Source organism: Rhizobium sp. Leaf371 (assembly GCF_001424045.1).
Taxonomy (GTDB): Bacteria; Pseudomonadota; Alphaproteobacteria; order Rhizobiales; family Rhizobiaceae; genus Ferranicluibacter.
Genome location: NZ_LMQB01000001.1, coordinates 36153 through 61035, shown reverse-complemented (window position 1 = coordinate 61035; position 24883 = coordinate 36153). Strand labels below are relative to the sequence as shown.

Below are 24883 nucleotides of genomic sequence, written 5' to 3'. Positions count from 1 at the left end.
AAGGTCGGCTTCGGGAAAGCCAAAGACTAAGCTGGTCGGAGTGGCAGGATTTGAACCTGCGACCCCCACGTCCCGAACGTGGTGCGCTACCAGGCTGCGCTACACTCCGTTACCAGCGGCGCTTCTATAGAACAGGGGGGTTCATTCCACAAGCGGCAAATCACAGGTTCGGCAGAGTTTTTGACAGGAAGATGGCGCCGTGCGGGATGGGACGGCGGGAGGTAGAGATTTTCGGCAACGCTTGGAATTTATTGCGTATCGGCAGGTTGCGACCGATTTTCATTCGAGGCGATTGGCGCTAGAGGCGTGGGAGAACGGGCGGGACGCCTCGATGCCGGCATGGGGCTGGCGGCAGGCGGCAGAGCATCCGGTTTCAGGATCTTTCGAAGGGGACGATATATGACCTTGCGGGTTTTCGCCGCTGCCGGCCTTGCGCTGGCGCTTGCCGGATGCACCACCATTGCGCCACAGCAGCAGAATGCGGTCGAAGCCCGCTGGGCCGGACAGCCGGCCGGCGTCTTCTTCGCGCAGTTCGGCCCGCCGATCGCCGACGTGCAGAGCGGCGGCAACACGCTCTATTCCTGGAAGGGCGGCTACCGCAATCGCAAGGTTCCCGCGACCTATGCCAAGAAGCCGGACGGCTCGCGCGGCAAGCAGACATCCCCCGCCCGCACCGACTATCTCAGCTGCTCGGTGCAGCTCACCGTATCCTCGGACTACGTCATCCGCTCCGTGCGCCTCGTCGGCGACCGCCGTCAGCCGGGTGGCCCGAGCTGGTGCGAGGAAGTGCTGGCCGGCGCCAAGGCGTCCTGAGCCGATACCGTCCGATCCTATGACGACACGACACCGGGGCGCTTCCGCGCTCCGGTGTTTTTCGTTGCGGGTACGGGACCGCGCCGGATCAGGCTTTCGCCCGTCCCCGGCTCCCGTCCAGCACGACCAGCAGGACCACGCCCGCGAGACCGACGAAGCCGCCGAGGATCGACGTGAAGCCGTAATCGCCGATCCGCGTTCCCGCTGCAAAGACGACGGCACTGATGCCGGCACTCAGGAACATGTTGACCGCGATCAGCGAGCTTCCAAGGCCGGGGCGGTCGGCAATCAGGTCCTGCAGGTACGTGATCGGCAGGCTGATGATGGCGGCGGCGGCGATGCCGCTGAGGAGCGTCTGTGCGTAGATGTGCCAGGTCTGCGTCGCCATGCCCTGCAGCGCGAGATAGACGGCATAGAGCGTGCCGCCGATGACCAGCGAGCGCAGCGATGTGATCCGCCGCTCGGCCGCGCTCCAGAACAGGATGAAGACGATTTCGAGCAGCGCGACCACGCCGACGACGATGCCGATATCGCGGACCGTGCCACCGACCTTGCCGATGATGATCAGCGAGCGCACCGCGTCGTTGACGAACAGCATGGAACAGATGAGCGCGATCGCAAGTATCCGCAGCGCGACGCGCGGGGATGCGACTTCGGCGAGCGACGAGAGGATGCGGTAGCGCGCGGCATCGTCGCGGTTGTCGAGGGGAAGCGGCCGCGGGAGATAGAAGGCCGCGAGGATGAAGCAGACGCCGGCGGCGAGCGCCGCGATCAGATAGGCCGGCAGCATGGATTGCGAGCCCGCCAGCGCGATGCCGACGAGGCCGGGCACCAGCACCCAGGACAGCGAGATCGTGGCCCGCATCGTCGCGTTGACCGCAACGAGCTGCGATTGCGCCAGCCCGCCGGACGCCGCGCGCACATTGGCGAAGATGAGCGAGTTCAGCGCGCCGAAGACGGGCAGCAGAACGAGCTTGGCGATGACGAAGGCGGTGATCGTCGCGGAGAGATAGACCAGCCCGAACCCGGTAATGCCGAACAGCGCGACATAGAGGATGGAGGTCCTGTAATCGCCGAGCCGATCGGCGAAGATACCCATCAGCACGCTCGCGGTGACGCTGACGGCGGCGGCCGCAAACATCAGGCTGGCATAGCCGCTATCGCTCAGGCCCAGTTCGCGGATGCCGATGATCGACTGGTAGGGCTGCGTCGCAGCACCCGAGAACCCGAAGAAGAATATGGCAAGCGCGCTGACGCGCAGCGATGGATCCCGCAGGGCGGTCGCGATCGATAGGCTCATGGAGACACCAGGGCGCGGATCGGCCCAGTTGGAGAGACGGCGGACCGCCGGATGTGAGGATGCGGCCTACAGTAGAGTTGTTACCGCATTGTCCGACGCCGAAGCGATCCCGCTTCGGCTGGAAATGATGTAGACGCCGACACCCCGAGTGCAACGGTGCGAAGCGCGCCGCTGCCTGTTTTTCAGCCGTGACGTCGTGTCAGATGCGCTTATATCCAGCGGGCGGAGGATTGCGGCTCCGGCACATAGTCGAAATCCCGCTCGAAGGGAAATGACGGGCGCTGGCGCCGGGCATTGGTCAGGCGCTCGATATCCTGGTTGATGACGCCGTCCGTCAGCGCCATGAGGTTCGGCCGTGCGATCGGCGCAAGCTCGGGCGAGAGGTAGCCGGACTTGACGACGAGCAGCCGCACGCCCTCGGGATCGATGCCATGGCGCGTGAAGTCGGCGATGTTGTGGTACGGCCGCCGGCGCGCCGCGAGAATGACCGTGATGCCACCGACGGTGACCACCGCCTGCCGCTCCTGCGGACCGGCGGGATCATCGAGACGGACCACGATCGCGGAGACGTCCGCCGAGGGGCTTGCGGGATCGAGCGCCCCGCCGATCGTCAGCGACAGGGTCGCGCCCTCGCCGGCCGCAAAGCAGGCGTCCACGGCCGGCGGATCGGTGATGCCCCCGATGACGGCACCCTGAAAACCGCGCGCGACGAGAGCGTTGAGCACGTCGGCCCGGTCGCCGACGCCCCCGCCCGTCGGATTGTCGCCGGAATCGGCAAGAATGACCGGCCGTGTTTCCGTCCGCTCGGCAATATCGAGCATGTCTGCCAGCGCTCCGGTGACCGGGCCGAAACGGAAGGCCTCGCGGGCGTTCCAGTAGGACATCGCGATCTCCGCCGCGGCAGCCTCTGCCGCTGCCTTGTCCGTTCCCGTCACGACGGCGCAGGCCGTGCCGCGCGGCTCGTCCGCCCAGACATAGCCGACCATGAGGTTGGCGTCCCAGATCCCCGGCACCGCATCGTGGCGTGACAGCGCGTCGTAGAGACTCCTTGCCGGCTCGTCCTCGGTGGAGGTGCGTTCGCCCGGCAGCAGCACCGGCACCGGCGCCCAGGCGACGCCGGGTTTGGCGCCCGAATGCAACGTTTTCACGAGCATGGACCAGGCCCGCACCATGGTGTCGCGCACGTCGATATGCGGCGCGGTGCGATAGGCGGCGAAGATATCGAGCTGGTCGACGATGCGCTGCGTCACGTTGCCGTGCAGGTCGTAGCTGGCGGCAACGGGGATGTCGGGACCGACCACGCTGCGCGCCGCCGAGATCCAGTCGCCTTCGGCATCGTCCATGCCTTCGACGTTCATCGCGCCATGCATGGCAAGGTAGAGACCGTCGAGCGGCAGCGCCGCTTTCAGGAGTGCAAGGAACTCGGCCTTGAAACCCTCATAGGTCTCCCGCGCGAGCGGCCCGCCGGGGACGGCACGGGCGTGAAGCAGCGGCTGGACATCGGCCTCGTCCAGAAACGAGAAGGAATCGGCCGACAGCAGGTCGGAACCCCGCAGCACGCGGAAATCCTCCGGCCGCATCAGGACCGGGGACGAGGTGCTGCATTCGGTATGGATGCCGCCGACGGCGATACGGAAGGTCATGATGTCTGGCCCTTGATCGGGTTTCGGGATGAGCAGGAGAGCAAGACGAAAGGGAACGGAGCCCCCTTCCGCCCTGCCCCTAGAGTTTCGGGCTCAACGGCGCCAGCGCGGCAAACCGCTGCCAGGCCTTGCGCTCCCGCGGTGTCCACGCGGCCTCGGCGATCGCGGCGAGCCTTGGGAAGACGAGGTGGTTGAAATAGTCGCGGTTGAGGAAATGTTCCGACCAGATGCACGCCTGCACGCCGCGCATGCGGGCCTGCAGCGCCTCGGGGAAATCGCCGACCGCCTCGTACGTATAGGTGTGCTGCGGCGGCACGGTGCCGGCCCAGCTCGCGCCCGGCTCCTGAAAGGCCTCGTCCTGCACCATGTCGAGATAGTAGGCCTGCCCCGGCGTCATCACGACATCATAGCCTTGGCGTGCCAGCTCCACGCCGACCTCGGGCTTCTGCCACGCCATCAGCAGCGTCCCCGCGGGATCGACACCGCCGCCATGCGACACCTCGTCCCAGCCGGCGAGCCTGCGGCCGCGCTCGGACAGCATCTGCTGGATGCGCTTCATGAAATAGCTCTGCAGCCCGAACGTGCCCTCGACGCCCTCGTCCGCCATCAGCTTGCGCGCCAGCGGCGACGCCATCCAGGTGTTCGACGCGACTTCGTCGCCGCCGATATGGAGAAGCTTCGAGGGGAACAGCGTCACCATCTCGTCGAACACCTTGCCGAGAAACACGTAGGTCTCCTCGACCGCAGGGTTCAGCGCATTGTTGGGAAAGCCTTGGACCGAGCGGTAGCTGTCGGGCGCTTCCTGCCCGTCGGCAAGCGCCGGCAGGGCGACCAGCGTCGCCGTGCTGTGGCCGGGAATATCGATCTCCGGCACGACCTCGACCTGCAGCGCCAGCGCATGCCCGACGATCGCCTTCACATCGTCCTGGGAATAGAAGCCGCCGACCGGCTCCGCCCCGTTGCCAAGCTGCGGCAGCATCGGCTCGTCCGGTCCGCGCAGCACGCCGAGCGTCGTCAGCGTCGGATAGGCCTTGATCTCCAGCCGCCAGGCCTCGTCGTCCGAGAGGTGCCAGTGGAACACGTTCATGCGGTACCAGGCGAGAATATCGATCAGCCGGATGACATCGGCAACCGGATAGAACTGACGCGACACATCGAGATGGCAGCCGCGCCAGACATAGCGCGGCGCGTCCGCGATCTCGCCGGAGGCGGGAAACCGGAACACGGCCTTTTCCGTACGGGCGCCATGCAGAATCTGCGCGAGCGCGGTCAGCCCATATTGCCGGCCGGCCGCGCCGCCGTAAGCGAGAGTGACCACATCGGCGAAATCCAGCCGATAGGCTTCGGCACCGAGGGCGTCCGCCTGTCGAAATTCGAGCGCGCGCCCCTCATGCACCGGCGCAAGCGACAATGGCACATGCCCGACGCTGAAAAGCCGCCGGTAAAGCGCGATGACGGTGCTCACCGCCTTCAGGTCCTCGCCGCCCGTGCCCTCGGCGGGATAGAGCGCCACGGGCACGGCATCCCCGGCCGTCAGGCTGGCGGCCTTCGGCCAGGGCAGCAGATAGAAGGGTTCCGTCACCCTGCCCTTCGGTAGCAGGTCCGGGGCGGGCTCGGCCGGGCGCCCGTCGAGAAGCAGGTCGTCCACATCGACCGGGACATGGCGGCCGTCAGGAAGCGTCAGATAGGCCGATTTTGCGCCGTCCGTCCGGTGCTTGGCCGGACGCCAGAGACCCGACACGGTGAAACGCCAGCTGCCGCCCGGCGCGAGCACCAGGCCCTCTGGCGGGGCGAACTGGTGGAAATTGGCGTTGCGCAGGAGGAAGGTGGCATTGTCGCAGGCCGGATCGTCCATCACGCGCGTCAGCGACGTATAGGCCAGCGTGAAGCCGGAAATCGGCGCGTCCGACAGGTTGAACAGCGTGAAGACGAAGCCGCCGCACGCGTCTCCATCGATCGGGTGCCAGCTGTTCTCGAGCCGGAAATCCTGTGCGTTTGCCATGGTGGTTTCCCTTCTGGACGGTCGTGATGTCAGTAATGGTCGGATTGCGAAAAGGTCCGCGCCAGCTCGGCCTGCCCCGCGGTCAGCCCGCAATCCACCGCCAGGCAGACGCCGGTGATGGCGCGGGCCTGCTCGCTGGCGAGGAAGAACACGGCATTGGCGACGTCTTCGGCGGTTGCGATCCGGCGCAGCGCGTACCAGCGCTTCACATCCTCGAACACCTGCGGATTGGCGCTGGCGCGCGCTTCCCAGGCCTGTGTGCGCACCGTGCCCGGCGCGACCGCATTGGCGCGGATGCCGAACTTGCCGTATTCGACCGCGATCGACTGCGTCAGATGAATGAGCCCGGCCTTGGCCGCGCTATAGGCCGGGTGGCCGAACACGGCGAGGCCGTTGACGGAAGCGATGTTGACGACCGCGCCCTGCGCTTCTTTCAGCGCGGTTTCCAGCGCGCGGAACACCAGAAACGGCGCTTCCAGATTGAGCGCGGCATCGGCCCGCCAGATCGCACCGTCCGTATCGTGCAGGCTCACGGCGCGCGCCGCACCGGCATTGTTGACCAGCGTGCGCACGAGGCCGAGCCCGGCCGTGACCTCCGCCATCGCGCTTATGCTCGCCTCGTCCGTGATGTCGCAGACGACGGAGATGAAACGCTCGGAAGAACCGAGTTCACGGGCGGCAAGCTCCAGCGCCGCGGCATCGATATCGACCAGCGCGACGATGTCGTGGCTGTCCGACAAGCGGGCCGCAATCGCGCGGCCGATATCGCCGGCCGCACCCGTGACGACGGCAATCGAACGGGTCATCGGCATTTCGCGCGCCCGTAGGCAGAGGTGCACGGCATGGTCAGTCTCCGAGAATCTGGCGGTCGTCACCGTCGCGGTGTTCGACCAGCTGTTGCTTGATGTGGCGCAGCGTCACGGTCGAGAGCTTGCGGTTGCGATAGGCGACGAGGCTCGCGATCACATCCACCACCGCGAGGAAAGCAAAGCGGGTGGAGGTCGGACGGAAAATGTTCGCCCCCTCCGGCAAATCGATGCCGATGACGAGTTCCGCCGCCTGCGCCACCGGACTGTCCGATTGCGTGAGCGCGATGGTGGTGATGCCGCTTTCGCGGGCGAGCGCAAAGCAGCGGGCGAGTTCCTGGTTGCGGCCCGAAAAGGAAGAGCCGACGATCACGTCGTTGGTTCGGGCGGCAGCCGTCAGCATCAGCTGCATGTTGTGATCGTTGCTGGCGGTGACGCGGGAGCCGAGACGAAACAGCCGGTTCTGCAGCTCGGTCGCGATCATCGAGGAATTGCCGCCCGAGCCGAAGGTATAGACCATCTCGGCGCGCGACAGCCGGTCGGCCACCTTGTCGAGAAGCACGGAGTCGAGCGCGCGATGCATCATGAACAGCGCGTTCTGCGCCTTGGTGATCACGTCTTCCGCCACATCGGCCGGCTCGGTGCTTTTTGCCTCCGGGTTGAGATAGCGCACGCCGATGAAGGCGGTCTTGGCGAGATTGACCTTGAAGTCGGAAAAGCTCTGGCAGCCGACATTGCGGCAGAAGCGCGTGACCGTCGGCGGCGAGACCTCCGCCCGTTCGGCAAGCTCGATGATGGAGGCATTGACCGCGAATTCGAAGTCGCCGAGGAGAATATCGGCGATCCGCTGCTCGGACGGCGAAAACTGCGCCCGGCCTTCCTGGATCGTCGTGAAGATATCCATTCCGCCTCCCCGAAGCTTGCCCGCCCGGCGCCTGAAGCCGTCAGACCGGCGCCTTGTAGGCGACGCAGTCGATCTCGACCTTGCAATCCACCATCATGGACGCCTGAACGCAGGCGCGCGCCGGCGGGTGCTCGCCGAAATAGGTCTGGTAGATCTTGTTGAAGGTCCAGAAGTCGCGCGGATCGTCCAGCCAGACGCCGCAGCGCACGACATGCTCGACGCCGTAGCCGGCCTCGTCCAGAATGGCGAGGAGATTGGCGATGGTCTTGTGCGTCTGCTCGACGATGCCGCCCGAAATGATCTCGCCGTCTTCCATGGCCACCTGGCCGGACACGTGCAGCCAGCCGGCAGCCTCCACGGCGCGGGCGAAAGGCAGTCTCTGGCCACCGGCACCGGCTTTCTCCGTGCCATATCGCGTGATGGTCATCCCGGCCCTCTTGCAAATTATTTTCGTCAATTGTTGACAATGGACCATAGAAAACCGAACTTGACCAGAGTTTTCGAGCCTCCATGAAAATAATTTAGACCAGAGGTCGTCCCATGCGTGATCCCCATGCCAATCCCTTTCCGGCAAGCGACGTGGCGCGCCACGCCATCTGGGAGATGCTGGTTCCCCGCGATATCGATGCCTTTCTGGCGGCGGACTGGTCGATGGTCGCGGGCGACTTCGTCGAGGACGGCTTTCTGGCCATCAGCGGCAATCACAAGCCGGACCCGGACGACTGGACCCTCGCCTTTCCCTCCCTCGCCGCCTACCGCGACGAATGGCTGAAGCAGGCCCGCGATTTTCAGAGCCAGACCTATGGCGAGGACCCGCGCCAGGCGATCTTTGCCACGACGACGCTGGAGGCGATCGAGGTGAAGGGGGAGACGGCGCTTGCCCGCAAGAAATTCCAGGGCGGCATCCGCAAGACCGATGGCAGTCTCGACGTGATGCAATGGCAGACGCTCTACACCTGCCGCCTGCACGAGGGGCGCTGGAAGATCTGCGGCTTCACCGGCTACCTGCCGAACCCCGCCCGGTAGCGATGACGGACGGCGCGCGATCGGCGCCTGCCATGCCCACTCCTGACCCCGCCAACCTGTGGAAAGCCGAACACCGTGCGTCTCTTTACCGCCGCCCTTGCCACGGAAACCAATACCTTCGCGCCGATCTGCATCGACCGCCGCGCCTTCGAGGAGTCCCTCTACGCGCCTCCGGGCCAGCATCCGGAAACGCCGACGCTCTGCACCGCGCCGATCACGGTGGGGCGAAAGGTCTGTGCGGAGAAAGGCTGGACGCTCATCGAGGGCACGGCCGCCTGGGCGGACCCGGCGGGCCTGATCAACCGGCAGGCCTATGAGAGCCTGCGCGACGAGATCCTCGACCAGTTGAAGGCCGCGATGCCCGTCGATGGCGTGGTCATGGGCCTGCACGGCGCGATGGTGGCCGATGGCTATCTCGATCCGGAAGGCGATCTGCTCGCCCGCATCCGCGAGATCGTCGGGCCCGATCGTCTCGTCTGCGCCGAAATCGATCCCCACAGCCACCTCACCGCCAAGCGCGTTGCGGCCGTCGATTTCTTCGTCGCGTTCAAGGAGTTCCCCCATACCGACTTCGTCGCGCGCGCCGAAGACCTCTGGCGGATTGCGGTGGACACGCTGGAAGGGCGCGTGAAGCCTGTCATGTCCGTGTTCGACTGCCGGATGATCGACGTCTTCCCGACCTCGCGCGATCCGATGCGCTCCTTTGTCGATCGGCTGATGCGGATGGAGGCCGGCGATCCAGAGATCCTCTCGCTCTCCGTCATCCACGGCTTCATGGCCGGCGACGTGCCGGAGATGGGCACGAAGACCATCGCGATCACCGACAGACAGAAAGAGAAAGGCGAGCGGCTGGCGCGCGACCTCGGGCTGGAGCTGTTTTCAAGGCGCGGAACCTTCATGATGCCGCAGATCGACGAGGCGGAAGCGATCGACCGGGCGCTGGCGAACCCGCTCGGGCCCGTCGTCATCGCCGATATGTGGGACAATCCCGGTGGCGGCACGGCGGGCGATGCGACGGTCATCCTTGCGGCCCTCCTTGCCCGCGGCGTGACAAATGTAGCCGTCGGCATGATCTGGGACCCGATCGCCGTGCAGATCTGCATGGCGGCCGGCGAAGGCGCGGAGATCCCGCTCCGCTTCGGCGCGAAATCTGCGCCCGGCACCGGCAACCCGATCGACGGGCAGGTGACGGTCCGGCGCGTCGTCCGCAGCGCCGAAATGCGCTTCGGCGAAAGCGTCGCACCCTTCGGCGATGCCGCGCATATCCATCTCGACGGCATCGACATCATCCTGAGTTCGGTGCGGGTCCAGAGTTACGATCCCTCGCTCTTCACCGCGCTCGGCATCGATCCGACGACAAAGCACCTGCTGGTGATCAAATCCACCAACCACTTCTATGCCGCCTTCTCGAAGATCGCCTCCGAGATCCTCTATTGCGCGGCCGGCTCGCCCTATCCGAACAACCCGGCCAAGACAGCCTATCGCCGCGCCTCCCGAAACATCTGGCCCATTGTCGAGGACCCGCACGGACTTGCCACGATGACACGGGATGCGGGATAGAAATGGCGTCTGCGCCTGTGCAAAGCTCGCGCAACCCGCAGACGAGGAACCACTGTGAAGACGATAAGACCAACGGGAGAGACGCCGATGACAACCCCGCTGCGGCCGCAGGTCGGCCAGCCCATCCTGTCGCTGTCGACGCCCCTGCCCCTCATCGACGAGGACAGGCTGGCCGCGAACATCGCCCGCGTGCAGACCTATCTCGACGGCCATGGCCTCGCCTTTCGCCCGCATATCAAGACCCACAAGATCCCGGCCATCGCCAAGGCGCAGGAAGCGGCCGGCGCGCGCGGCATCAATTGCCAGAAGATCACGGAAGCCGAGGTTTTCGCGGACGCCGGCTTTGAGGACATCCTCATCACCTTCAATATTCTCGGGCCCGAAAAGCTCGACCGGCTGAGGGCGCTGAACGAACGCATCGCAGGCCTGAAAGTCGTCGCCGACAGCGGGGTGACGGTCGAAGGCCTCGCAGCCCGTTTCGCCGGCGCCAGGCCGCTGACGGTGCTGGTCGAATGCGACACCGGCGCCGGACGCTGCGGCGTGCAGGACCCGGCGGCGGCCGTGGCTCTCGGCCAGAGGATCGCGGCGGCCGATGGCCTCGTCTTCGGCGGCTTGATGACCTATCCGAAGGCCCATGACGAAGCGGCGGTGGAGGCGTTCTTCGCAAGCGCGATCGCCAGCCTTGCCGCTCTCGGCATGCCCTGCCCGATCGTCAGCAACGGCGGCACGCCGAGCCTGTTCTCAGCCCATCAGGTGCCGTCCGCCACCGAGCACCGTGCCGGCACCTATGTTTACAACGACCGTGCCATGGCCCGCTCCGGCCATTGCTCGCTGCAGGACTGCGCCATGCAGGTGCTGGCAACCGTCGTCGCGCGCCCCACGCCCGACCGCGCCGTGCTCGACGCCGGTTCCAAGGCGCTGACATCGGACCTTCTCGGATTTTCGGATTATGGCATGCTCGTCGATTATCCCGACGCCGTCATCTCGGGCCTGTCCGAGGAGCACGGCGTGGTGGACCTGTCGCGGGTCTCCGGCGCGCGGCCCGACATCGGCGACAAGGTGCTGATCGTGCCGAACCACACCTGCGTGGTGTCGAACCTGTTCGACATCATGACGTTCCACCGGAACGGCGTGGTGACGCGCATCGAGGACGTCGCCGCGCGCGGCCTTGTGTGGTGAGAGACGGGTGAGAGACGGCGGAAGGGCGCCCGGCCCTTCCACCCTTCGTTTAGGCCCTTAAGCCGCCGTCATGGCTGCGGGGATCTCGAGCGTCTGCCAGTCCACGGTGCGCTCCAGCGCTTCCCCATTGGCCTCGAACAGATGGCAATCGGCCGCCATGATGCCGGTGGAGACAGGCTGTTCGACGGCGAGCGGCGCGGAACCGGGCAGCAGCACGCAATAGGGCGTGCCGTCCGACAGGCTGGAATAGGCCACGGTATTGATGCCCAGACGCTCGATCACCGAGGGGATGATCGGAATGTTGAGGTCGCCGGGCGTCAGCATCGTATGTTCGGGACGAATGCCGAGCGTCAAAACCTGCCCGACGAGATCCGCGCGACTGGCGACCGGGATCGTGACCGTCTGGCCCTGATAGTCGACGGTGACGCCGACGGGGCCGACGGCCGTGCAGGTGACCGGCACGAAGTTCATTTTCGGATTGCCGATGAAGCCGGCGACGAACAGGTTTTTCGGCTTGTGGTACAGCTCCAGCGGCGCGCCGACCTGCGAGATATCGCCGGCATTCAGCACGACGATGCGGTCCGCCATGGTCATGGCTTCCACCTGGTCATGCGTCACGTAGATCATCGTCGCCTTGAGTTCGCGATGGAGTTTCGCAAGCTCGATGCGCATGTCGGCCCGCAGCGCCGCATCGAGGTTGGACAGCGGCTCGTCGAACAGGAAGATCTTCGGCTCGCGCACGATGGCGCGGCCGATGGCGACGCGCTGGCGCTGGCCGCCGGACAGCATGCCCGGCTTCTGCTGCAGGCGCTGATCGAGATGCAGGATGCGCGCGGCGTTCTCGACCTTGGCCTTGAGCTTGCTCTCCTCCATCTTTTCCACGCGCAGGGGAAAGGCGATGTTCTCGAACACCGTCATGTGCGGATAGAGCGCATAGGACTGGAAGACCATGGCGATGCCGCGCTTGACCGGCGGCAGATCGTTGACGCGAACGCCGTCGATGACGATGTCGCCGCTCGTGGTGGAGTCGAGACCCGCGATCATGCGCAAGAGCGTGGACTTGCCGCAGCCGGACGGGCCGACGAAGACGACGAACTCGCCGGTCGTCACCTCGAGCTGGACGCCCTTGAGCACTTCGAAGTCGCCGTAGGACTTCTGCACCTTGTTGAGGAAGAGCTGTATCACGATCGGTCTCCGGTCGCCGAAGCGGGCGGCGTTGGTCTGGACGAAAAAGGGAAACGGGTCGGCAGGCAGGCCGGTCCTACGCCCCGGGAAGGGACTGTCGCGACGGCAGGGGCCGCCGCGACAGCAGGCTGGACAAGCTTATTTGTACTCTTCGATCGCGACCGAAGCCTTCTTCAGAGCATCTGCCGGCTCGGCCTTGCCGGTGACGACCGACTGGACCATTTCGATGATGGCATTCTGGAAGCCCTTGTAATCCTTGAACAGGGGCTCCGGACCACCGAAGGCGATACCGTCGATGAACGGCTTCCACGACGGATCGGCCTTGACGAATTCGTCAACCTTGGCCGAAGGGCGCAGCGGGGTCAGGCCAGCGCCGCCCTGCAGTTCGTATTCGCCCTGCGGGCCCGGCGAGGTGATGAACTTGGCGAATTCGATCGCCTTGTCCTCGACGCCCGTGCCCTTGAAGATCGCCAGGCTGTCGGTGATGAGCAGCGTGCCCTCACCCTTGGCCGAGGGACCGAGCGGCAGCGGCGCAACGCCCCACTTCATGTCGGTCTTCTTCAGCAGCGCTGCGGCGCCCGATGCGGACTGGATCATGCCGGCCTTGCCATCGAGGAAGATGGCGCGGATTTCGTTCTGTTCGTAGGCGGTCGCACCTTCGACGGAATAGGGCGTGATGTCCTTGACGGCTTGCAGGGCTGCCAGCACTTCCGGGCTGTCCATGACGATCTTGTCGCCATCGATGACCTTGCCGTTATTGGTGTAAACCCAATGCATGAACTGGTGCATGGTGTTGTCGAAGGTCTTGGCCGGAAGGCCGTAGCCGGCAATGCCGGTCTTTTCCTTGATCTGCTTGGCGAAGGCGATCTCTTCGGCCCAGGTCTTCGGCGGCGTTTCGGGATCGAGCCCGGCCTTCGCGAAGAGGTCCTTGTTCCAGTAGAGCGCCTTGGTCGAGAAGGCGATCGGCACGCCCCACTGGTTGTCGTCGAAGGTCACGGTGTCGACGATGTTGGGGTAGTAGGTCTTCTTTTCCGCGTCGGTCATCGGCACGGGAACGATCAGGTCGTTCTCGGCGAATTCCTTCAGCGTGCGCGAGCCGACATAGGCCATGCCGACCGGGTTACCGGCAGCGGCCAGCGTCGTCGCCTTGTCCTGGCACTGTTCCCAGCCGACGAGCTCTGGCTTCACGGTCCAGCCGGCGTTCTTGCCTTCCCATTCCTTGATGTACTTTTCATGGATCGGGTCGATCTTGTCGCCGCAATAGATCCAGCTGATTTCCTGGTCTGCGGCCTGTGCGACTGTGGCAGTCATCGTGCCGAGTGCGGTCGAGCCGAGCAATGCAAGGGCCATGAGGCCGGTCTTGAATTGGATTGTCACGTTTAAGCTCCCGTTGTTCTCTGGTGGTTGGTCTTATTGTTTCACCGCGCCGGCGGTCAGGCCGCTGACGAGATAGCGTTGCAGGAAGAAGATCACGATCATGGCCGGGGCTATGCCGACGAAGCTCGCCGCCATGAGTTCGTTCCAGACGACTTCCTGACGTCCGAAATAGGCGAACAACCCGACCGGGAGCGGCGCATATTCGGACTTTGAATTGAAGGTGAGCGCATAGATGAACTGCTGCGCATAGGACCCGATGAAGGTCGTAATGGCCACCACCACGATACCGGGCATGGCGATCGGCAGGATGACGCGGCGCAACGTGTAGAAGTGGCTGGCGCCGTCCATGAAGGCGGCTTCGTCCAGCTCCCGTGGAATCCGCATCATATAGGTGCGCAAAAGCCAGATCGCGGTGGGGATCAGGAACGCGACGCCCGGCACGATCATCGCAAAATAGGTGTTCAGCACGCCGAGCGAGCGCATCAGCCGGAAGAGCGGGATGAGCAGCACGGCGCCCGAGAACATGTTGACCGCGAGAAAGGCGCCGAGCAGCTGGCCCGAGCCCTTGAACTCGAACCGGGCAAAGGCGTAGGCCGCGGGCACGACGAGGATCAGCACCGCGATGGTGACGACGCTGGAGATGAACAGCGAATTGAAGATGTAGCGCGCAAAGCCGGGCACGCTGACCCACATGGTCCGGTAGGCCTCGAACGATCCGTTCTCCGGAATGAAGCGATAGGGCGACGAAAACAGCTGGCTGAGCGGCTTCAGCGAGACCAGGAAACCTTCCACGAAAGGCGCCAAGAGGAAGGTGAGAAAGACGAAGATCCCCGCATAGATGCCGACGATCTCGTACCAGGCATAGCGGTTGATGAGGACGGACGGTTCTTTCATCGCTTGTCTCCGGCAGAAAGGCGGCTGGTCATGCGGAAATAGAAGACGCAGAAGATCGACAGGAAGATGCAGATCAGAACCGCCCGCGCCGCGCCCTCCCCGTACTTGTTGGAGCCGATCGCCGTCTTGTAGGTGTCGATGATCATGGTCGTCGTCTCGCCGGTCGGCCCGCCGCGCGTCAGAATCCAGATGATGTCGAACGAGTTGAAGGTGGAGATCAGCGAGATCATCGACATCGTGATCATCGAAGGCACGAGCAGCGGCAGCGTGATGCGGCGGAAACGGTAGAGGCGGCCGGCGCCATCCGTCCAGGCGGCCTCGTAAAGGTCCTGCGGGATCGATTGCATCGCGGCCAGCATGTAGAGCGTGACCATGGGAACGCCGATCCACACATCGGTAATGACAGTCGCCCAGAAGGCGGTCGACCCCTGCGCCAGGAAGGCGATCGGGCTGTCGACGAAGCCGAAGCGCTGGAGCAGGCCCGAAATCATGCCGAACTGGCCGTTATACATCCAGCCCCACATGAAGATGCCGATCGCCATGGGCACGATCCAGGGCGGCATGGTCAGCACGCGGAACAGCGCCCGGCCGGGCACCGCCGCGTTCAGCATGGACGCGCCGAACGTGCCGATGATCATTTTCAGCGCCACCGAGAAGAACGTCCAGATGAAGGTCCGGATGATGACTTCGGCGAAGGTGGCGTTGAAGATCTTGCTGTAGTTCGCCCAGCCGACCCAGTTCGTCGTCTTTTTCAGGGAGGCATCCGTAAACGACAGGATGAACGTATCGACAAGGGGATAGGCGACGATGACGGTGACGTAGAGAATGGCCGGCGCCATGAGGAGCCAGGCGAAGAGGACGGTGCTTCGTTTGGCTTCCATGACGGGCCCTCTCAAGCAGACTTGGTCTGCGGTGCGGATGACGCGGCAGTCGTGCCGTGCAGGCAGGCATCGTACTCGGCCCAGACGGGCGCGAGATCGACGACCTTGCGGGCAAACCGGGCCTCGTCCATCGCCAGCGCCAGAATACCGGCCTCGATGGCGTTCAGCGCCGACACCGGCAGCGCCTGCCCCTCGGTGATGAACTTGAAGACGTCCTCGGCCATCTGCTCGTCGGCACCATAGTGGTGGGAGGTCTCGGACGGCGCCTGGTACGTCTTGGCGACGACCTTTTCATTGTTGCGCGCATTGTGCACGTCGAGATAGCCGCGCACGAAGTCGCCTTCCGCCATACCCTTGGAGCCGATCACGCAGAAGCGGCGGAACTGGTCGGGAACGTTCAGATTGGTATGGAACGTCATCGCGGCGCCGTTCTCATATTCGACGATCGCCGTCTGGTAGTCGATCAGGTCGCCATCGCTGTCGAACACCTTGTCGGAGCCCTCCCAGCCGCTCGGTTTGCGGTGATAGAGTTCCATGTCGTTCGCGCCGTCAGCGCGCGGATCGTTGGCGGGAACGAAGCTCTTGCGGCCGCCGAAGGACGACACGTAGCGCGGACGCGCGCCGACCACGCCATTGTAGAGGTCGAGGTCGTGGCAGCACTTTTCCAGCATGAAGCCGCCGGCATAGCGGCCATAGCGGCGCCAGTCGCGCATGAAGAAGGCGCCGTGATAGGGCTCGATATGCTCGGACGCCTCGATCGAGACGATCTCGCCGAGACGACCCTCCGCCTGCGCCTGACGCAGGTCGCGATAGAGCGGCGAATAGCGCAGCACGAGGCCGACCAGCAGCCTGTCATGGCCATGACGGTTGAGCAGACGCGCCAGCTCAAGGCTTTCCTCGATGGTCACGACGATCGGCTTCTCGGTGAAGACGGTCAGCCCGGCCTCGAGCCCGATGCGGATATGCTCGAGATGCATGTGGTTGGGAGAACCGACCATCAGGAGATCGAACGTCTCCGAGGCGATCATCTCCTGCGGCGTCGCATAGGCCTTTCCGGCGGAAATCCCGGCTTCGGCAAGGCCCGGCAGGCCTGCCGGCGCGGGATCGACATGACCGACGATCTCGAACGTCGGATCCATGTCCCTGAAAATGCGGCCGAGATATCCCAGCCGAAACCCAAGCCCGATCATGGCGACCTTCATATCGGCCTGCTCCCCGTCTTTTCGTAATTAATTTTCGCAGCCTGTGTCAGATCAGCGATCTCGTCAACATAAAAACCGTTTCCATGAACAGCCATGAAATTCATTTTCACAAAGTGAAAATCCACGGAGTCCCGATCTCGCCTATCGACCGCATTGACCCTATCCGCCGAGCCCCGGAGCTTTCTTCGCCCCGGTTACGCAGACAGCACACGGAACGGCGAGCGCCTTCATTCGTCAATGACCATACCAAAAACAGGCCAATCGTCCAGCCCTTTAGGAAGGGAATTTTAACGAACGGCATAAGTCACTGTAGTCAATGATATTATAATGCAATGCCTTCATGGTTCTGCTCTCGGTGTACCCGGCAAATTGGTTTTTTTTGGTATTGCTAGCCTTGGGGTTGCCGGAACGACACTCCTCCATTTCGCGAGCGGAGGGCGCACCGTCGCGCGCTCGACCTGCACGTCTCCTGGCATTCCGGTCATTTTTACTTTCGCAAGGCGTGAATTAGGCGTAAAGCAGATTCCGTTAACGTACACGTCAACGGGAGGAACCGATGGCACTCTTTGATTATAAGGGAAGAGACGCAGGCGCAGAGGTATCGGAGGCATTCAACCTCGCGCGCTATGGACAACTACGTGCGTTCGGAGCCCTGGGAGAGCTCGGAACGACGCTGACGGAGACCACGGGCAACTTTTCGCCTCCGGCAGGCTGGCATGATCTGACAGCCAGCGACGTCGGTCTTCCCGCAGACACCGTCGACAGCTTCGGCTTTTTCCACGGCGCGACGTCTGCCAGCGCGCAGGTCAAGATCCTCGCCTATACCGGCGCCGGCGGAGCGATCGAGCGGATCGGCGTCAGCTTTGCCGGAACCAGCGATATCGGCGACCTCCCCGCTTACTTCGCCCTGGCGAAGGGGGAATATCTCGATCAGTTCGTCTATGTTCTCGAAGCCGCCGCGCGCTTCGCGAAGGCCAACGGTCTGACGGGCGAGGATGTCGTCGTCACGGGCTACAGCCTCGGCGGCGGCGCCGCCAACATCCTGGCGGAGCGCTCCGACGTCGTCGCCGACGGCTTCTACGACACGTCGAACTATTTCGGGTTCGACTCGCCCAACATTTACGACAACAGCGAGAAGATCATGAACCTCGGCGGCGAGAACGACCTCGTCTACCGCTCGCTCGGCACATCGACGGACAGCATTCCCGAGGGACTGACCGAAGCGTTTCTGCACAAGGACCGCAACTTCGGCAGCTCCGCCGACAACATCGTCCTCTTCAATGACCTCTACGCCAATCCGCTGTCGCCCTTCGGGCCGACAACCGTCTTCAACATCCCGGGCGGCTGGAGTTCGCATATCGGCAATCTGTTCAACGACGCCTTCGCAACGATCGTCCGCTCAAGCTTCGCGTCGATCATGGAGAAGGACAGCGCGATCATCGTCTCGCAACTGAGCGATCTCCTGCGTCCGGTCGTCTGGGTGGAGGATGTCGCGCGCAGTACGTCCAGCCATTTCGGCCAGCCCGCCTTCATCCTCGGCTCCGATCAGGCCGACCGGCTGCGGGACGGCAAGGCAAGCGACTTCCTGGAAGGTTTTGGCGGAAACGATCGGTTCAGCGTTTCCAAAGGCAATGATACGATCGCGGGTGGCGACGGCACGGATACGGTCCAGATGCCTGGCGCGATCGGCAGCTACGAGGCCATCCGCCTCTCGGACGGAACGCTCGTGATGCGTGATCTGTCAGGACAATACGGGCTGAAGGACATGACCTCGGTCGAGCGGATCGAGTTCGGGACGCTCCTTCCGACGAGCTACACCGTGACGACCACCAAGCTCGACACCTTGCTGTTCGCAGACAAGACCTATGTCGCCCATGTCGAAGGCACGGCCGGGGACAACAGTCTCGGCGGCACGGCCGGCGTCGACCGCATCTTCGGTGTCGCCGGCAACGATGTCCTTCGTGGCGGTGCGGGCAACGACCTCCTGCACGGCGGCACCGGCAATGATCAGCTCTTTGGCGATGCGGGCGATGACGATCTCCATGGCGGGATCGGCAACGACGTGCTGACAGGGGGTGCCGGCAACGACCGCCTGTCCGGCGGCATCGGCAACGATGTCTTCGACTTCTCGAAGGTCACTTCCGGCCGCGATGTCGTAACCGACTTCAACGACGGCGTGGAGGGGCACGATATGCTCCTCTTCGGCGCCTCGCTCTTCAAAACGGCGGATGCGGCCCTCTCGCATTTCGTCCAGATCGGCGCGGATGCCGTTCTGTCCTGGGTCGGTGGCAGCGTGGTTCTCGCGGATACGAAGGTGTCGGATCTTCATCATGGCGACATCCTGATCGTCTAACGGGCGCTCGACGTCGAAGATCTGGCGGCGGAACCGTGCGGGCCTCATCGGTCTCGCCTGGCGTCCGCCGCCTGCCCCCTCTGTCAGGCCGGACATCGGCCGTCAGTGCGTCGTTTCCGAGCCGGCCTTCTGCTCGTGGGGCCGCGCCTGCCGGGCGATGCCGCGGGCACCCACGACGCCGCGCGGGAAACCGGATCGATCACTGTAGTCCTTGACGGTTTTCGGCCGCGCTTGCTTCGCGGTCACCGCACTTGCCGCCAGAAGATCGATCGCCGCGATCCCGACAGCCATTAAAAGCGCCGTCTTCACCGTCTGGCGTCGCGGATTGCCGGTCGAGAGCAGCGCCAGCAGCGTCACGATGTCGAGGCCATCGCCCGCGACGCGGCTCGCAAGCCCTGCCCGCTTGTCGGTCGAGAGCGTGAGCATGCCGCTTGCGATTTCCCGGGCCCCATATGCGCGGACCACATGCTCGCCGCCGCGCAGCCCGAAAGCCCGGGTGATGCGCTGCGGCGCGACCATCTGGAACAAGCCGAGGCCGAGGCTGAACCATCCGAGCCCGCGCGTCAGCCCGTCGGTCGCATCGTGCAGGCGCGGGCCGGACGACAGGATTTTCGGATCGCTCTCGTTGCGCGTCAGTCTGGAGAGAAGGGACATGATTGCCTCCTGTCAGGGTTTGAGGACGACCTTGATGCAGCTGTCCTGCTTGTTGCGGAAAACCTTGTACATCTCGGGGCCTTCCTCGAGCGTCGCGGTGTGTGTGATGACGAAGGAAGGATCGATCTGCCCCTCCTCGATCCGGCGCACCAGATCCGGCGTCCAGCGGTTGACATGCGTCTGTCCCATGCGGAACGTCAGCCCCTTGTTCATCGCCTGCCCCATCGGAATCTTGTCGACGAGGCCCGAATAGACGCCGGGAATGGAGATAATGCCGCCGGGACGACAGACATAGATCATCTCCCGCAGCACATGCGGCCGGTCGTTCTCCAGCAGCATCATCTGCTTGGCGCGATCGAGCAGCGTATCCGGCTGGTTCATGGAGACGTGGCTCTCCAGTCCCACCGCGTCGATACACTTCTCCGGCCCCTTGCCGTCGGTCAGCTCGTTCAGCCGCTCCACGACGCTTTCCGCGCTGAAGTCGATGGTCAAGGCGCCGCCGGCTTGGGCCATGCTCAGGCGCTCGGGAATGCAGTCGATCGCCACGACGAGCTTGGCGCCGAGCAGCACCGCGCTGCGGATGGCCATCTGGCCGACAGGCCCGCAACCCCAAACGACCACCGTGTCCGTCGGCTCGATGTCGCAATGCACAGCGGCCTGCCAGCCGGTCGGAAAGATATCGCCAAGGAACAGAACCTGCTCGTCGGTCAGGCTGTCCGGCACCTTGATATGGGTCGAGTCCGCAAAGGGAACGCGCAGATATTCGGCCTGGCCGCCGGGATATCCGCCGGTCAGGTGGGTATAGCCGAACAGGCCCGCCGTCGCATGGCCGAAGGCCTTGTCGGCCAGAGCCTTGTTGCGGTTGGAGCGTTCGCAGACCGAAAAATTGCCGCGCCGGCATTGGTCGCATTCGCCGCACTGAATGGTGAAGGGCACGACGATCCGGTCGCCCTTCTTCAGTTTGCCGTTCATTCCGGACCCGGTTTCCACGACCTCGCCCATCATCTCATGGCCCATGATGTCGCCCGGCATCATCGCCGGTATGAAATTGTGAAACAGATGCAGGTCCGATCCGCAGATCGCGCAGCTGGTCACCTTGATGATCGCATCGCGGGGATCCTCGATTTCGGGATCGGTGACGGTGTCGCACCGGATATCTTCTTTGCCATGCCAGACGAGCGCGCGCATAAAGGCCTCCGTTGTTCAAAGGGTATTCCGGCTGGACGCAAAACAGGGCCGACAGAACACGTGTTCGCCAACCGGACCGGACTTTCGGAACCGGTCCTCTCCCGAAAGGTTCCAGAAAAGCTCGCATTCCCACGTCTCCAAGAACGTCAGGCGCCTGCGCGATGGGGCAACCATGCGGCCATGGTCCGGTTGCCTACGAACGGAACAAACCGCGACGTCAGCGATGCCTTCCCTCGGCTTCCAGGCCGATGGCTCCCCGCCGGTGCAAAGGCGACGCTCGGACAGACGCCGGTGCCTGGGCCTGCAAAGCCCGGCGGCGGCGGCCAGCGCGACCGGAGGCCCGACCACGGGGCTAACGGTCGGTAACGTCTTGATCAGAGGAGCGGAACCCGGATCAGGCAACGGATGCCGTCATCCAGAAATTGCAACTCCGTCTTCGCATTCAGCTGGTAAGGCAGCGCGCGCTCGATCAGCTCGCGGCCATAGCCCTTGCGGCGCGGCGTCTCGCCTGCCGGCATGCGGACGCCCGTCTCCCGCCATTCGAGCCGCACGGCTCTTTCTTCGTCGGCGTCCTCGACCGTCCAGGAAACGCGCAGCACGCCGCTCTCCTGGCTCAGCGCACCATATTTGATCGCATTCGTCGCAAGCTCGTGCAGCGCAAGGCCGAGCGCCTGCGCGCCGAGCGTGGGAACCGTCACCGGCGGCCCTTTGGCCTGCACGGCGTCCATGCGCGAGGCGGCCCCGTGCGCGCCGAGTTCGCCCTCGATCAGGTCACGCAGCGCGATGGATTCCGCCGCCCGCGCCACGAGCCCCTGAACCCGGCTCAGCGCGCGCAGGCGGCTCGAAAATTCGGGCCCGAAACTTTCCAGCGACGAACTGCTGCGCAGCGTCTGGGTGGCGACCGACTGGACGACGGCCAGGAGATTGCGCGTCCGGTGCTGAAGTTCGGCGACCAGCACGTCCTGGCGGTCTTTCAACTCCCGAAGCTCGTGAATATCGGTCATAGTGCCGATCCAGTCGCCGGTCTCTTCGCCATACGCGCTCATGACCGGCAGCGCCCGCGTCTGGTGCCAGCGATAGGCGCCGTCGGCCGCACGGCAAACGCGATGCTCGACATAGCATTCGCCGGTACTGGCTGCCGCCTGCCAGGCCGCCAGCGTCAGCGCGCGATCCTCCGGGTGGACCGCGTTCAGCCAGCCAAGCCCGAGGCTCTGCGGCTGGTCGAGGCCGGAATATTCGACCCACTGCGGACTGCCCCAGGTGCGGGACCCATCCGCCACGCAGCGAAACACGAGCTGGGGAATGTTGGTGGCCAGAAGGCGAAAACGCTCCTCGTTCTCACTCAGCCTCTGGCCCGCAAGATGCGACTCCGTCCGGTCGCGCAGGATCTTTACGAAACCGGATCCGTCGCTGAGCGGCATGGTCAGCCCGGATGCCCAGAAGCGGGTGCCGTCCTTGCGCATCTGCCAGCGCTCGTCCTCCGCCCGCCCCTGCGTTCGGGCATCTGCCCGCTCCAGCGCCGGCAAGCCGGCCGTCCTGTCTTCCGGCGTGAAGATCACGTCGCCGGACTGCCCGAGAATATCGGCTTCCGTATAGCCCAGCACGCGCTCGGCGCCGGCGTTCCAGCTCGTCACACGCCCCTCGGCGTCGAGGGAGAAGATGGCAAAATCGATCGCGCTCTCGAAGACGACCCGCAGGAGATCATCGCTTTTCGGAGCAAGAAGTGGAGGGTGAGGCGCATCATGAAAGGTCATGGCCCGGATCCTCTGTCTGTCGGCCGAATTACAACCGGCTCAGGAGCTGTAGAAGTTCGTCGGGATCGGCCGGTTTCTGGAGAAAGGGCGACTGGCGAAACCGCTCGGGCAGATCGCGCCGGTCATAGGCCGTCAGGAAGGCGAAAGGCACCTTGCGCAGGGACAGCGCATCCGCCACCGGATAGACCTCCGCGCCGCGCAGGTGAATGTCGAGAACGGCGGCATCGATCTGTTCCGCCTCGTCCACCAGCTTCAAGGCGCCTTCCAGAGACGACACGGGTCCGATCACGTCGGCTCCGGCGCGGCCCAGCACATCCATAATATCCGCCGCCACCAGATATTCGTCTTCGACGACGAGAAAGACCTTGTCGAAAAGTTCTGCTTCCTCGCTCACAACCCGTACCTCGTCATCCTGTCGTTTCCTCTTTGCGCCGATCCGATGCCCTTGCGTTTCGGTCCTGTCGTTGCAGGCGGGCATCCGGCTTTCGTAACGGTGCCGAACCCCGCATCGGTCGGTTCGGTTCCGCGGACGAAGGCGATAGAATCAATTGCCTCCCTTGCGCAAGATCCTCGGCGATGCGGCTGTCCGGTATCGGCGCGCTTTGCGGCGCGAAGACGACGGGCCGGCAGGGCAAGCATGTCCGCAGACGGTCATTCATGGCGAAAATCGATAGGTCCATGCGGTTTTGGAGGGCTAATCCAGGCGCGTCCAGCACCTATCTGCATGGTGCCGCACGCCCCCTCCCATTCACCGGGTGCGGACCAACGACCGGAGGTCCTCATGAAGACCATAGCCACCACCATCGCCCTTTCGGCACTTGCCGCCACAGGCGCTGCCGCCGAAACCACCGGCACCGAAGCCGGGGAAACCCGGCGGACCCGCATCGCGCCCGCAGCCGTCTACGATGTCGCGCCGGGGCTCGGCCATTTTACCGATGACGTCCTCTTCGGCGACGTCTGGCGCCGCCCGCAGCTTGCCGCCCGTGATCGCAGCCTCGTGACCGTCGCAGCCCTTGTCGCCACCGGCCGGACAGCGCAAATCGGCGGTCATGTCGGGCGGGCGCTCGACAATGGCGTGAAGCCGCAGGAAATCGGCGAACTCATCACCCATCTCGCCTTCTATACCGGCTGGCCGAATGCCATGTCCGCCGTGACCGAGACGAAGACCGTGTTCGAGGCCCGCAAGATCGCAGCCGTCGGCGAGAGCGACGCGGGACGGATCGTGCTGGAGCCCGGAGCGGAAGCCACACGCCGCCGCACGGTCGATGCGTCTGTCGCGCCGACCGCGCCGGCCCTTGCAGAGCTGACGAACGAGGTTCTCTTCGGCGATCTCTGGCAGCGCCCGGATCTCAGCGCGCGGGACCGCAGCCTTGTCACCATGGCCGCGCTCGTTGCCATCGGCCAGCCCGAACAGTTGCCATTTCATTTGAACCGGGCCATGGACAACGGGTTGACGGCGACGGAAGCTGCAGAGGTCGTGACGCATCTCGGCTTCTATGCCGGCTGGCCGCGGGCCATGTCGGCTGTTCCCGTCCTGGAAAAGGTCCTTGCTGCCCGTGATGAAGGGGCCGCCCGTCCTGAAAAGAAAGCCGAAGCCATGTCCGAACCGTCCGAGACCGCAAACCCCGACATCACCCTGACCCGTGCCGGCTCTGACGCCAAGCCGGGTCCGGAGGCTTACTTCACCGGAAATGTGCAGATTTCCGCGCCCTACAAGGGCACGGACCCCGCCCGCATCAGCGGCGCGACCGTGTCCTTTCCGGCCGGGGCGCGCACCGCCTGGCACACGCATCCGCTCGGCCAGACGCTTTACATCGTCTCCGGCCGGGGCTGGGTGCAGAAGGAGGGCGGCCCGCGCGAGGCCTTCGGCCCCGGAGACGTCGTGTGGATTCCGCCGCTGGTCAAGCACTGGCACGGCGCCGCCGCCGATACGCCCATGGTCCACTTCGCGGTGGCCGAAGCCCTTGACGGCAGCGTCGTCACCTGGCTCGACAAGGTGACCGACGCGCAATACGCGGCCGACCCCGCGATCGACTAAGACCGACAGCCCTGCGGGCCGTCCGGGAATGGGCGCCCCGCCCCCCAGGACTAACGGGCTGAACGGGCTGAAAGCCGCCGGGCGACGACACGGTCGCCCGGAACGCGATGCGCAGGCGGGGCTC

21 protein-coding genes and 1 tRNA gene are annotated in these 24883 nt (G+C 64.6%); 6 read left to right on the top strand and 16 right to left on the bottom strand.

Annotation, left to right across the window (positions count from 1 at the left end; all coding sequences use genetic code 11):
• Nucleotides 1–32: 32 nt before the first annotated feature.
• Nucleotides 33–109, bottom strand: a tRNA-Pro gene (locus tag ASG39_RS00200).
• 290 nt (nucleotides 110–399) lie between these two features.
• Between ASG39_RS00200 and ASG39_RS00195 the strand changes: the two genes are divergently transcribed.
• Nucleotides 400–813 carry a hypothetical protein gene (locus tag ASG39_RS00195; RefSeq protein ID WP_062591695.1) on the top strand — a complete coding sequence of 138 codons (414 nt, stop codon included), beginning with the start codon at nucleotides 400–402 and terminating at the stop codon, nucleotides 811–813.
• An 88-nt stretch (nucleotides 814–901) separates the two neighbouring features.
• Here the strand turns inward: ASG39_RS00195 and ASG39_RS00190 are convergent, their stop codons facing one another.
• From ASG39_RS00190 to ASG39_RS00165, 6 genes are all read right to left on the bottom strand, one after another.
• Nucleotides 902–2113, bottom strand: coding sequence for an MFS transporter (locus tag ASG39_RS00190; protein ID WP_062591693.1), 1212 nt, complete (start codon nucleotides 2111–2113; stop codon nucleotides 902–904).
• Nucleotides 2114–2322: 209 nt separating this feature from the next.
• The gene (locus tag ASG39_RS00185; RefSeq protein ID WP_062591691.1) at nucleotides 2323–3756 is read right to left on the bottom strand and encodes a M81 family metallopeptidase; all 1434 of its coding nucleotides are present in this window, start codon (nucleotides 3754–3756) and stop codon (nucleotides 2323–2325) included.
• A gap of 79 nt (nucleotides 3757–3835) precedes the next feature.
• The gene (locus tag ASG39_RS00180) at nucleotides 3836–5758 is read right to left on the bottom strand and encodes a family 20 glycosylhydrolase (protein WP_062591689.1); all 1923 of its coding nucleotides are present in this window, start codon (nucleotides 5756–5758) and stop codon (nucleotides 3836–3838) included.
• 29 nt (nucleotides 5759–5787) lie between these two features.
• On the bottom strand, nucleotides 5788–6564 hold the full coding sequence (locus tag ASG39_RS00175; RefSeq protein WP_062591688.1) for an SDR family oxidoreductase: 777 nt from the start codon (nucleotides 6562–6564) through the stop codon (nucleotides 5788–5790).
• A gap of 40 nt (nucleotides 6565–6604) precedes the next feature.
• The gene (locus ASG39_RS00170) at nucleotides 6605–7468 is read right to left on the bottom strand and encodes a MurR/RpiR family transcriptional regulator (RefSeq protein ID WP_062591686.1); all 864 of its coding nucleotides are present in this window, start codon (nucleotides 7466–7468) and stop codon (nucleotides 6605–6607) included.
• A 40-nt stretch (nucleotides 7469–7508) separates the two neighbouring features.
• The gene (locus tag ASG39_RS00165) at nucleotides 7509–7895 is read right to left on the bottom strand and encodes a RidA family protein (RefSeq protein ID WP_062591685.1); all 387 of its coding nucleotides are present in this window, start codon (nucleotides 7893–7895) and stop codon (nucleotides 7509–7511) included.
• 113 nt (nucleotides 7896–8008) lie between these two features.
• On the opposite strand from ASG39_RS00165, the gene ASG39_RS00160 reads away from it, so the two are divergent.
• The 3 genes from ASG39_RS00160 (at nucleotide 8009) to ASG39_RS00150 (ending at nucleotide 11233) form a co-directional block, all read left to right on the top strand.
• Nucleotides 8009–8494: a hypothetical protein gene (locus ASG39_RS00160; RefSeq protein ID WP_062591683.1), complete on the top strand. Its 486-nt coding sequence runs from the start codon at nucleotides 8009–8011 to the stop codon at nucleotides 8492–8494.
• A gap of 75 nt (nucleotides 8495–8569) precedes the next feature.
• A complete protein-coding gene (locus ASG39_RS00155; RefSeq protein WP_062591681.1) occupies nucleotides 8570–10054 on the top strand; it encodes a M81 family metallopeptidase in 1485 nt (494 codons plus the stop codon).
• An 87-nt stretch (nucleotides 10055–10141) separates the two neighbouring features.
• Complete coding sequence (locus tag ASG39_RS00150; protein WP_062591679.1) at nucleotides 10142–11233, top strand: D-TA family PLP-dependent enzyme; 1092 nt, start codon at nucleotides 10142–10144, stop codon at nucleotides 11231–11233.
• Between the two features lie 57 nt (nucleotides 11234–11290).
• On the opposite strand, the gene ugpC is transcribed toward ASG39_RS00150, so the two are convergent.
• The 5 genes from ugpC to ASG39_RS00125 all read right to left on the bottom strand — a co-directional run bounded on the left by ugpC (nucleotide 11291) and on the right by ASG39_RS00125 (nucleotide 16772).
• Nucleotides 11291–12418, bottom strand: coding sequence for a sn-glycerol-3-phosphate ABC transporter ATP-binding protein UgpC (ugpC, locus tag ASG39_RS00145; RefSeq protein ID WP_062591677.1), 1128 nt, complete (start codon nucleotides 12416–12418; stop codon nucleotides 11291–11293).
• Nucleotides 12419–12556: 138 nt separating this feature from the next.
• A complete protein-coding gene (locus ASG39_RS00140; protein ID WP_062591675.1) occupies nucleotides 12557–13795 on the bottom strand; it encodes an extracellular solute-binding protein in 1239 nt (412 codons plus the stop codon).
• 33 nt (nucleotides 13796–13828) lie between these two features.
• A complete protein-coding gene (locus ASG39_RS00135; protein WP_062591672.1) occupies nucleotides 13829–14689 on the bottom strand; it encodes a carbohydrate ABC transporter permease in 861 nt (286 codons plus the stop codon).
• Nucleotides 14686–15570 (bottom strand): sugar ABC transporter permease, encoded by an 885-nt coding sequence (locus ASG39_RS00130; RefSeq protein ID WP_062591671.1) that lies wholly within the window; start codon nucleotides 15568–15570, stop codon nucleotides 14686–14688. Before ASG39_RS00130 ends, ASG39_RS00135 begins: the two co-directional genes overlap by 4 nt.
• Nucleotides 15571–15581: 11 nt before the next feature.
• Nucleotides 15582–16772, bottom strand: coding sequence for a Gfo/Idh/MocA family oxidoreductase (locus tag ASG39_RS00125; RefSeq protein ID WP_062591669.1), 1191 nt, complete (start codon nucleotides 16770–16772; stop codon nucleotides 15582–15584).
• Nucleotides 16773–17328: 556 nt separating this feature from the next.
• Here ASG39_RS00125 and ASG39_RS00120 point away from each other — a divergent pair.
• Nucleotides 17329–19125: a calcium-binding protein gene (locus ASG39_RS00120; RefSeq protein ID WP_062591667.1), complete on the top strand. Its 1797-nt coding sequence runs from the start codon at nucleotides 17329–17331 to the stop codon at nucleotides 19123–19125.
• A gap of 102 nt (nucleotides 19126–19227) precedes the next feature.
• Here ASG39_RS00120 and ASG39_RS00115 read toward each other — a convergent pair whose 3' ends face one another.
• The 4 genes from ASG39_RS00115 to ASG39_RS00100 all read right to left on the bottom strand — a co-directional run bounded on the left by ASG39_RS00115 (nucleotide 19228) and on the right by ASG39_RS00100 (nucleotide 23115).
• The gene (locus ASG39_RS00115; RefSeq protein ID WP_062591665.1) at nucleotides 19228–19779 is read right to left on the bottom strand and encodes a hypothetical protein; all 552 of its coding nucleotides are present in this window, start codon (nucleotides 19777–19779) and stop codon (nucleotides 19228–19230) included.
• A 12-nt stretch (nucleotides 19780–19791) separates the two neighbouring features.
• Nucleotides 19792–20967 carry a zinc-dependent alcohol dehydrogenase gene (locus ASG39_RS00110; protein ID WP_062591663.1) on the bottom strand — a complete coding sequence of 392 codons (1176 nt, stop codon included), beginning with the start codon at nucleotides 20965–20967 and terminating at the stop codon, nucleotides 19792–19794.
• 374 nt (nucleotides 20968–21341) lie between these two features.
• The gene (locus tag ASG39_RS00105) at nucleotides 21342–22721 is read right to left on the bottom strand and encodes a PAS domain S-box protein (RefSeq protein WP_062591661.1); all 1380 of its coding nucleotides are present in this window, start codon (nucleotides 22719–22721) and stop codon (nucleotides 21342–21344) included.
• 28 nt (nucleotides 22722–22749) lie between these two features.
• Nucleotides 22750–23115 (bottom strand): response regulator, encoded by a 366-nt coding sequence (locus ASG39_RS00100; protein ID WP_062593244.1) that lies wholly within the window; start codon nucleotides 23113–23115, stop codon nucleotides 22750–22752.
• A 387-nt stretch (nucleotides 23116–23502) separates the two neighbouring features.
• Here ASG39_RS00100 and ASG39_RS00095 point away from each other — a divergent pair, with 387 nt between their 5' ends.
• Nucleotides 23503–24759, top strand: a complete 1257-nt coding sequence (locus ASG39_RS00095; RefSeq protein WP_062591659.1) for a carboxymuconolactone decarboxylase family protein — start codon at nucleotides 23503–23505, stop codon at nucleotides 24757–24759.
• The last annotated feature ends 124 nt before the right edge of the window (nucleotides 24760–24883 follow it).

Coding starts and splice junctions, on each gene's coding strand:
- ASG39_RS00115 (WP_062591665.1), bottom strand. CDS start 19,779: ATGTCCCTTCTCTCCAGACTGACGCGCAACGAGAGCGATCCGAAAATC.
- ASG39_RS00160 (WP_062591683.1), top strand. CDS start 8,009: ATGCGTGATCCCCATGCCAATCCCTTTCCGGCAAGCGACGTGGCGCGC.
- ASG39_RS00095 (WP_062591659.1), top strand. CDS start 23,503: ATGAAGACCATAGCCACCACCATCGCCCTTTCGGCACTTGCCGCCACA.
- ASG39_RS00185 (WP_062591691.1), bottom strand. CDS start 3,756: ATGACCTTCCGTATCGCCGTCGGCGGCATCCATACCGAATGCAGCACC.
- ASG39_RS00150 (WP_062591679.1), top strand. CDS start 10,142: ATGACAACCCCGCTGCGGCCGCAGGTCGGCCAGCCCATCCTGTCGCTG.
- ASG39_RS00175 (WP_062591688.1), bottom strand. CDS start 6,564: ATGACCCGTTCGATTGCCGTCGTCACGGGTGCGGCCGGCGATATCGGC.
- ASG39_RS00105 (WP_062591661.1), bottom strand. CDS start 22,721: ATGACCTTTCATGATGCGCCTCACCCTCCACTTCTTGCTCCGAAAAGC.
- ASG39_RS00125 (WP_062591669.1), bottom strand. CDS start 16,772: ATGAAGGTCGCCATGATCGGGCTTGGGTTTCGGCTGGGATATCTCGGC.
- ASG39_RS00130 (WP_062591671.1), bottom strand. CDS start 15,570: ATGGAAGCCAAACGAAGCACCGTCCTCTTCGCCTGGCTCCTCATGGCG.
- ASG39_RS00195 (WP_062591695.1), top strand. CDS start 400: ATGACCTTGCGGGTTTTCGCCGCTGCCGGCCTTGCGCTGGCGCTTGCC.
- ASG39_RS00165 (WP_062591685.1), bottom strand. CDS start 7,895: ATGACCATCACGCGATATGGCACGGAGAAAGCCGGTGCCGGTGGCCAG.
- ASG39_RS00120 (WP_062591667.1), top strand. CDS start 17,329: ATGGCACTCTTTGATTATAAGGGAAGAGACGCAGGCGCAGAGGTATCG.
- ASG39_RS00135 (WP_062591672.1), bottom strand. CDS start 14,689: ATGAAAGAACCGTCCGTCCTCATCAACCGCTATGCCTGGTACGAGATC.
- ASG39_RS00170 (WP_062591686.1), bottom strand. CDS start 7,468: ATGGATATCTTCACGACGATCCAGGAAGGCCGGGCGCAGTTTTCGCCG.
- ASG39_RS00180 (WP_062591689.1), bottom strand. CDS start 5,758: ATGGCAAACGCACAGGATTTCCGGCTCGAGAACAGCTGGCACCCGATC.
- ASG39_RS00110 (WP_062591663.1), bottom strand. CDS start 20,967: ATGCGCGCGCTCGTCTGGCATGGCAAAGAAGATATCCGGTGCGACACC.
- ASG39_RS00190 (WP_062591693.1), bottom strand. CDS start 2,113: ATGAGCCTATCGATCGCGACCGCCCTGCGGGATCCATCGCTGCGCGTC.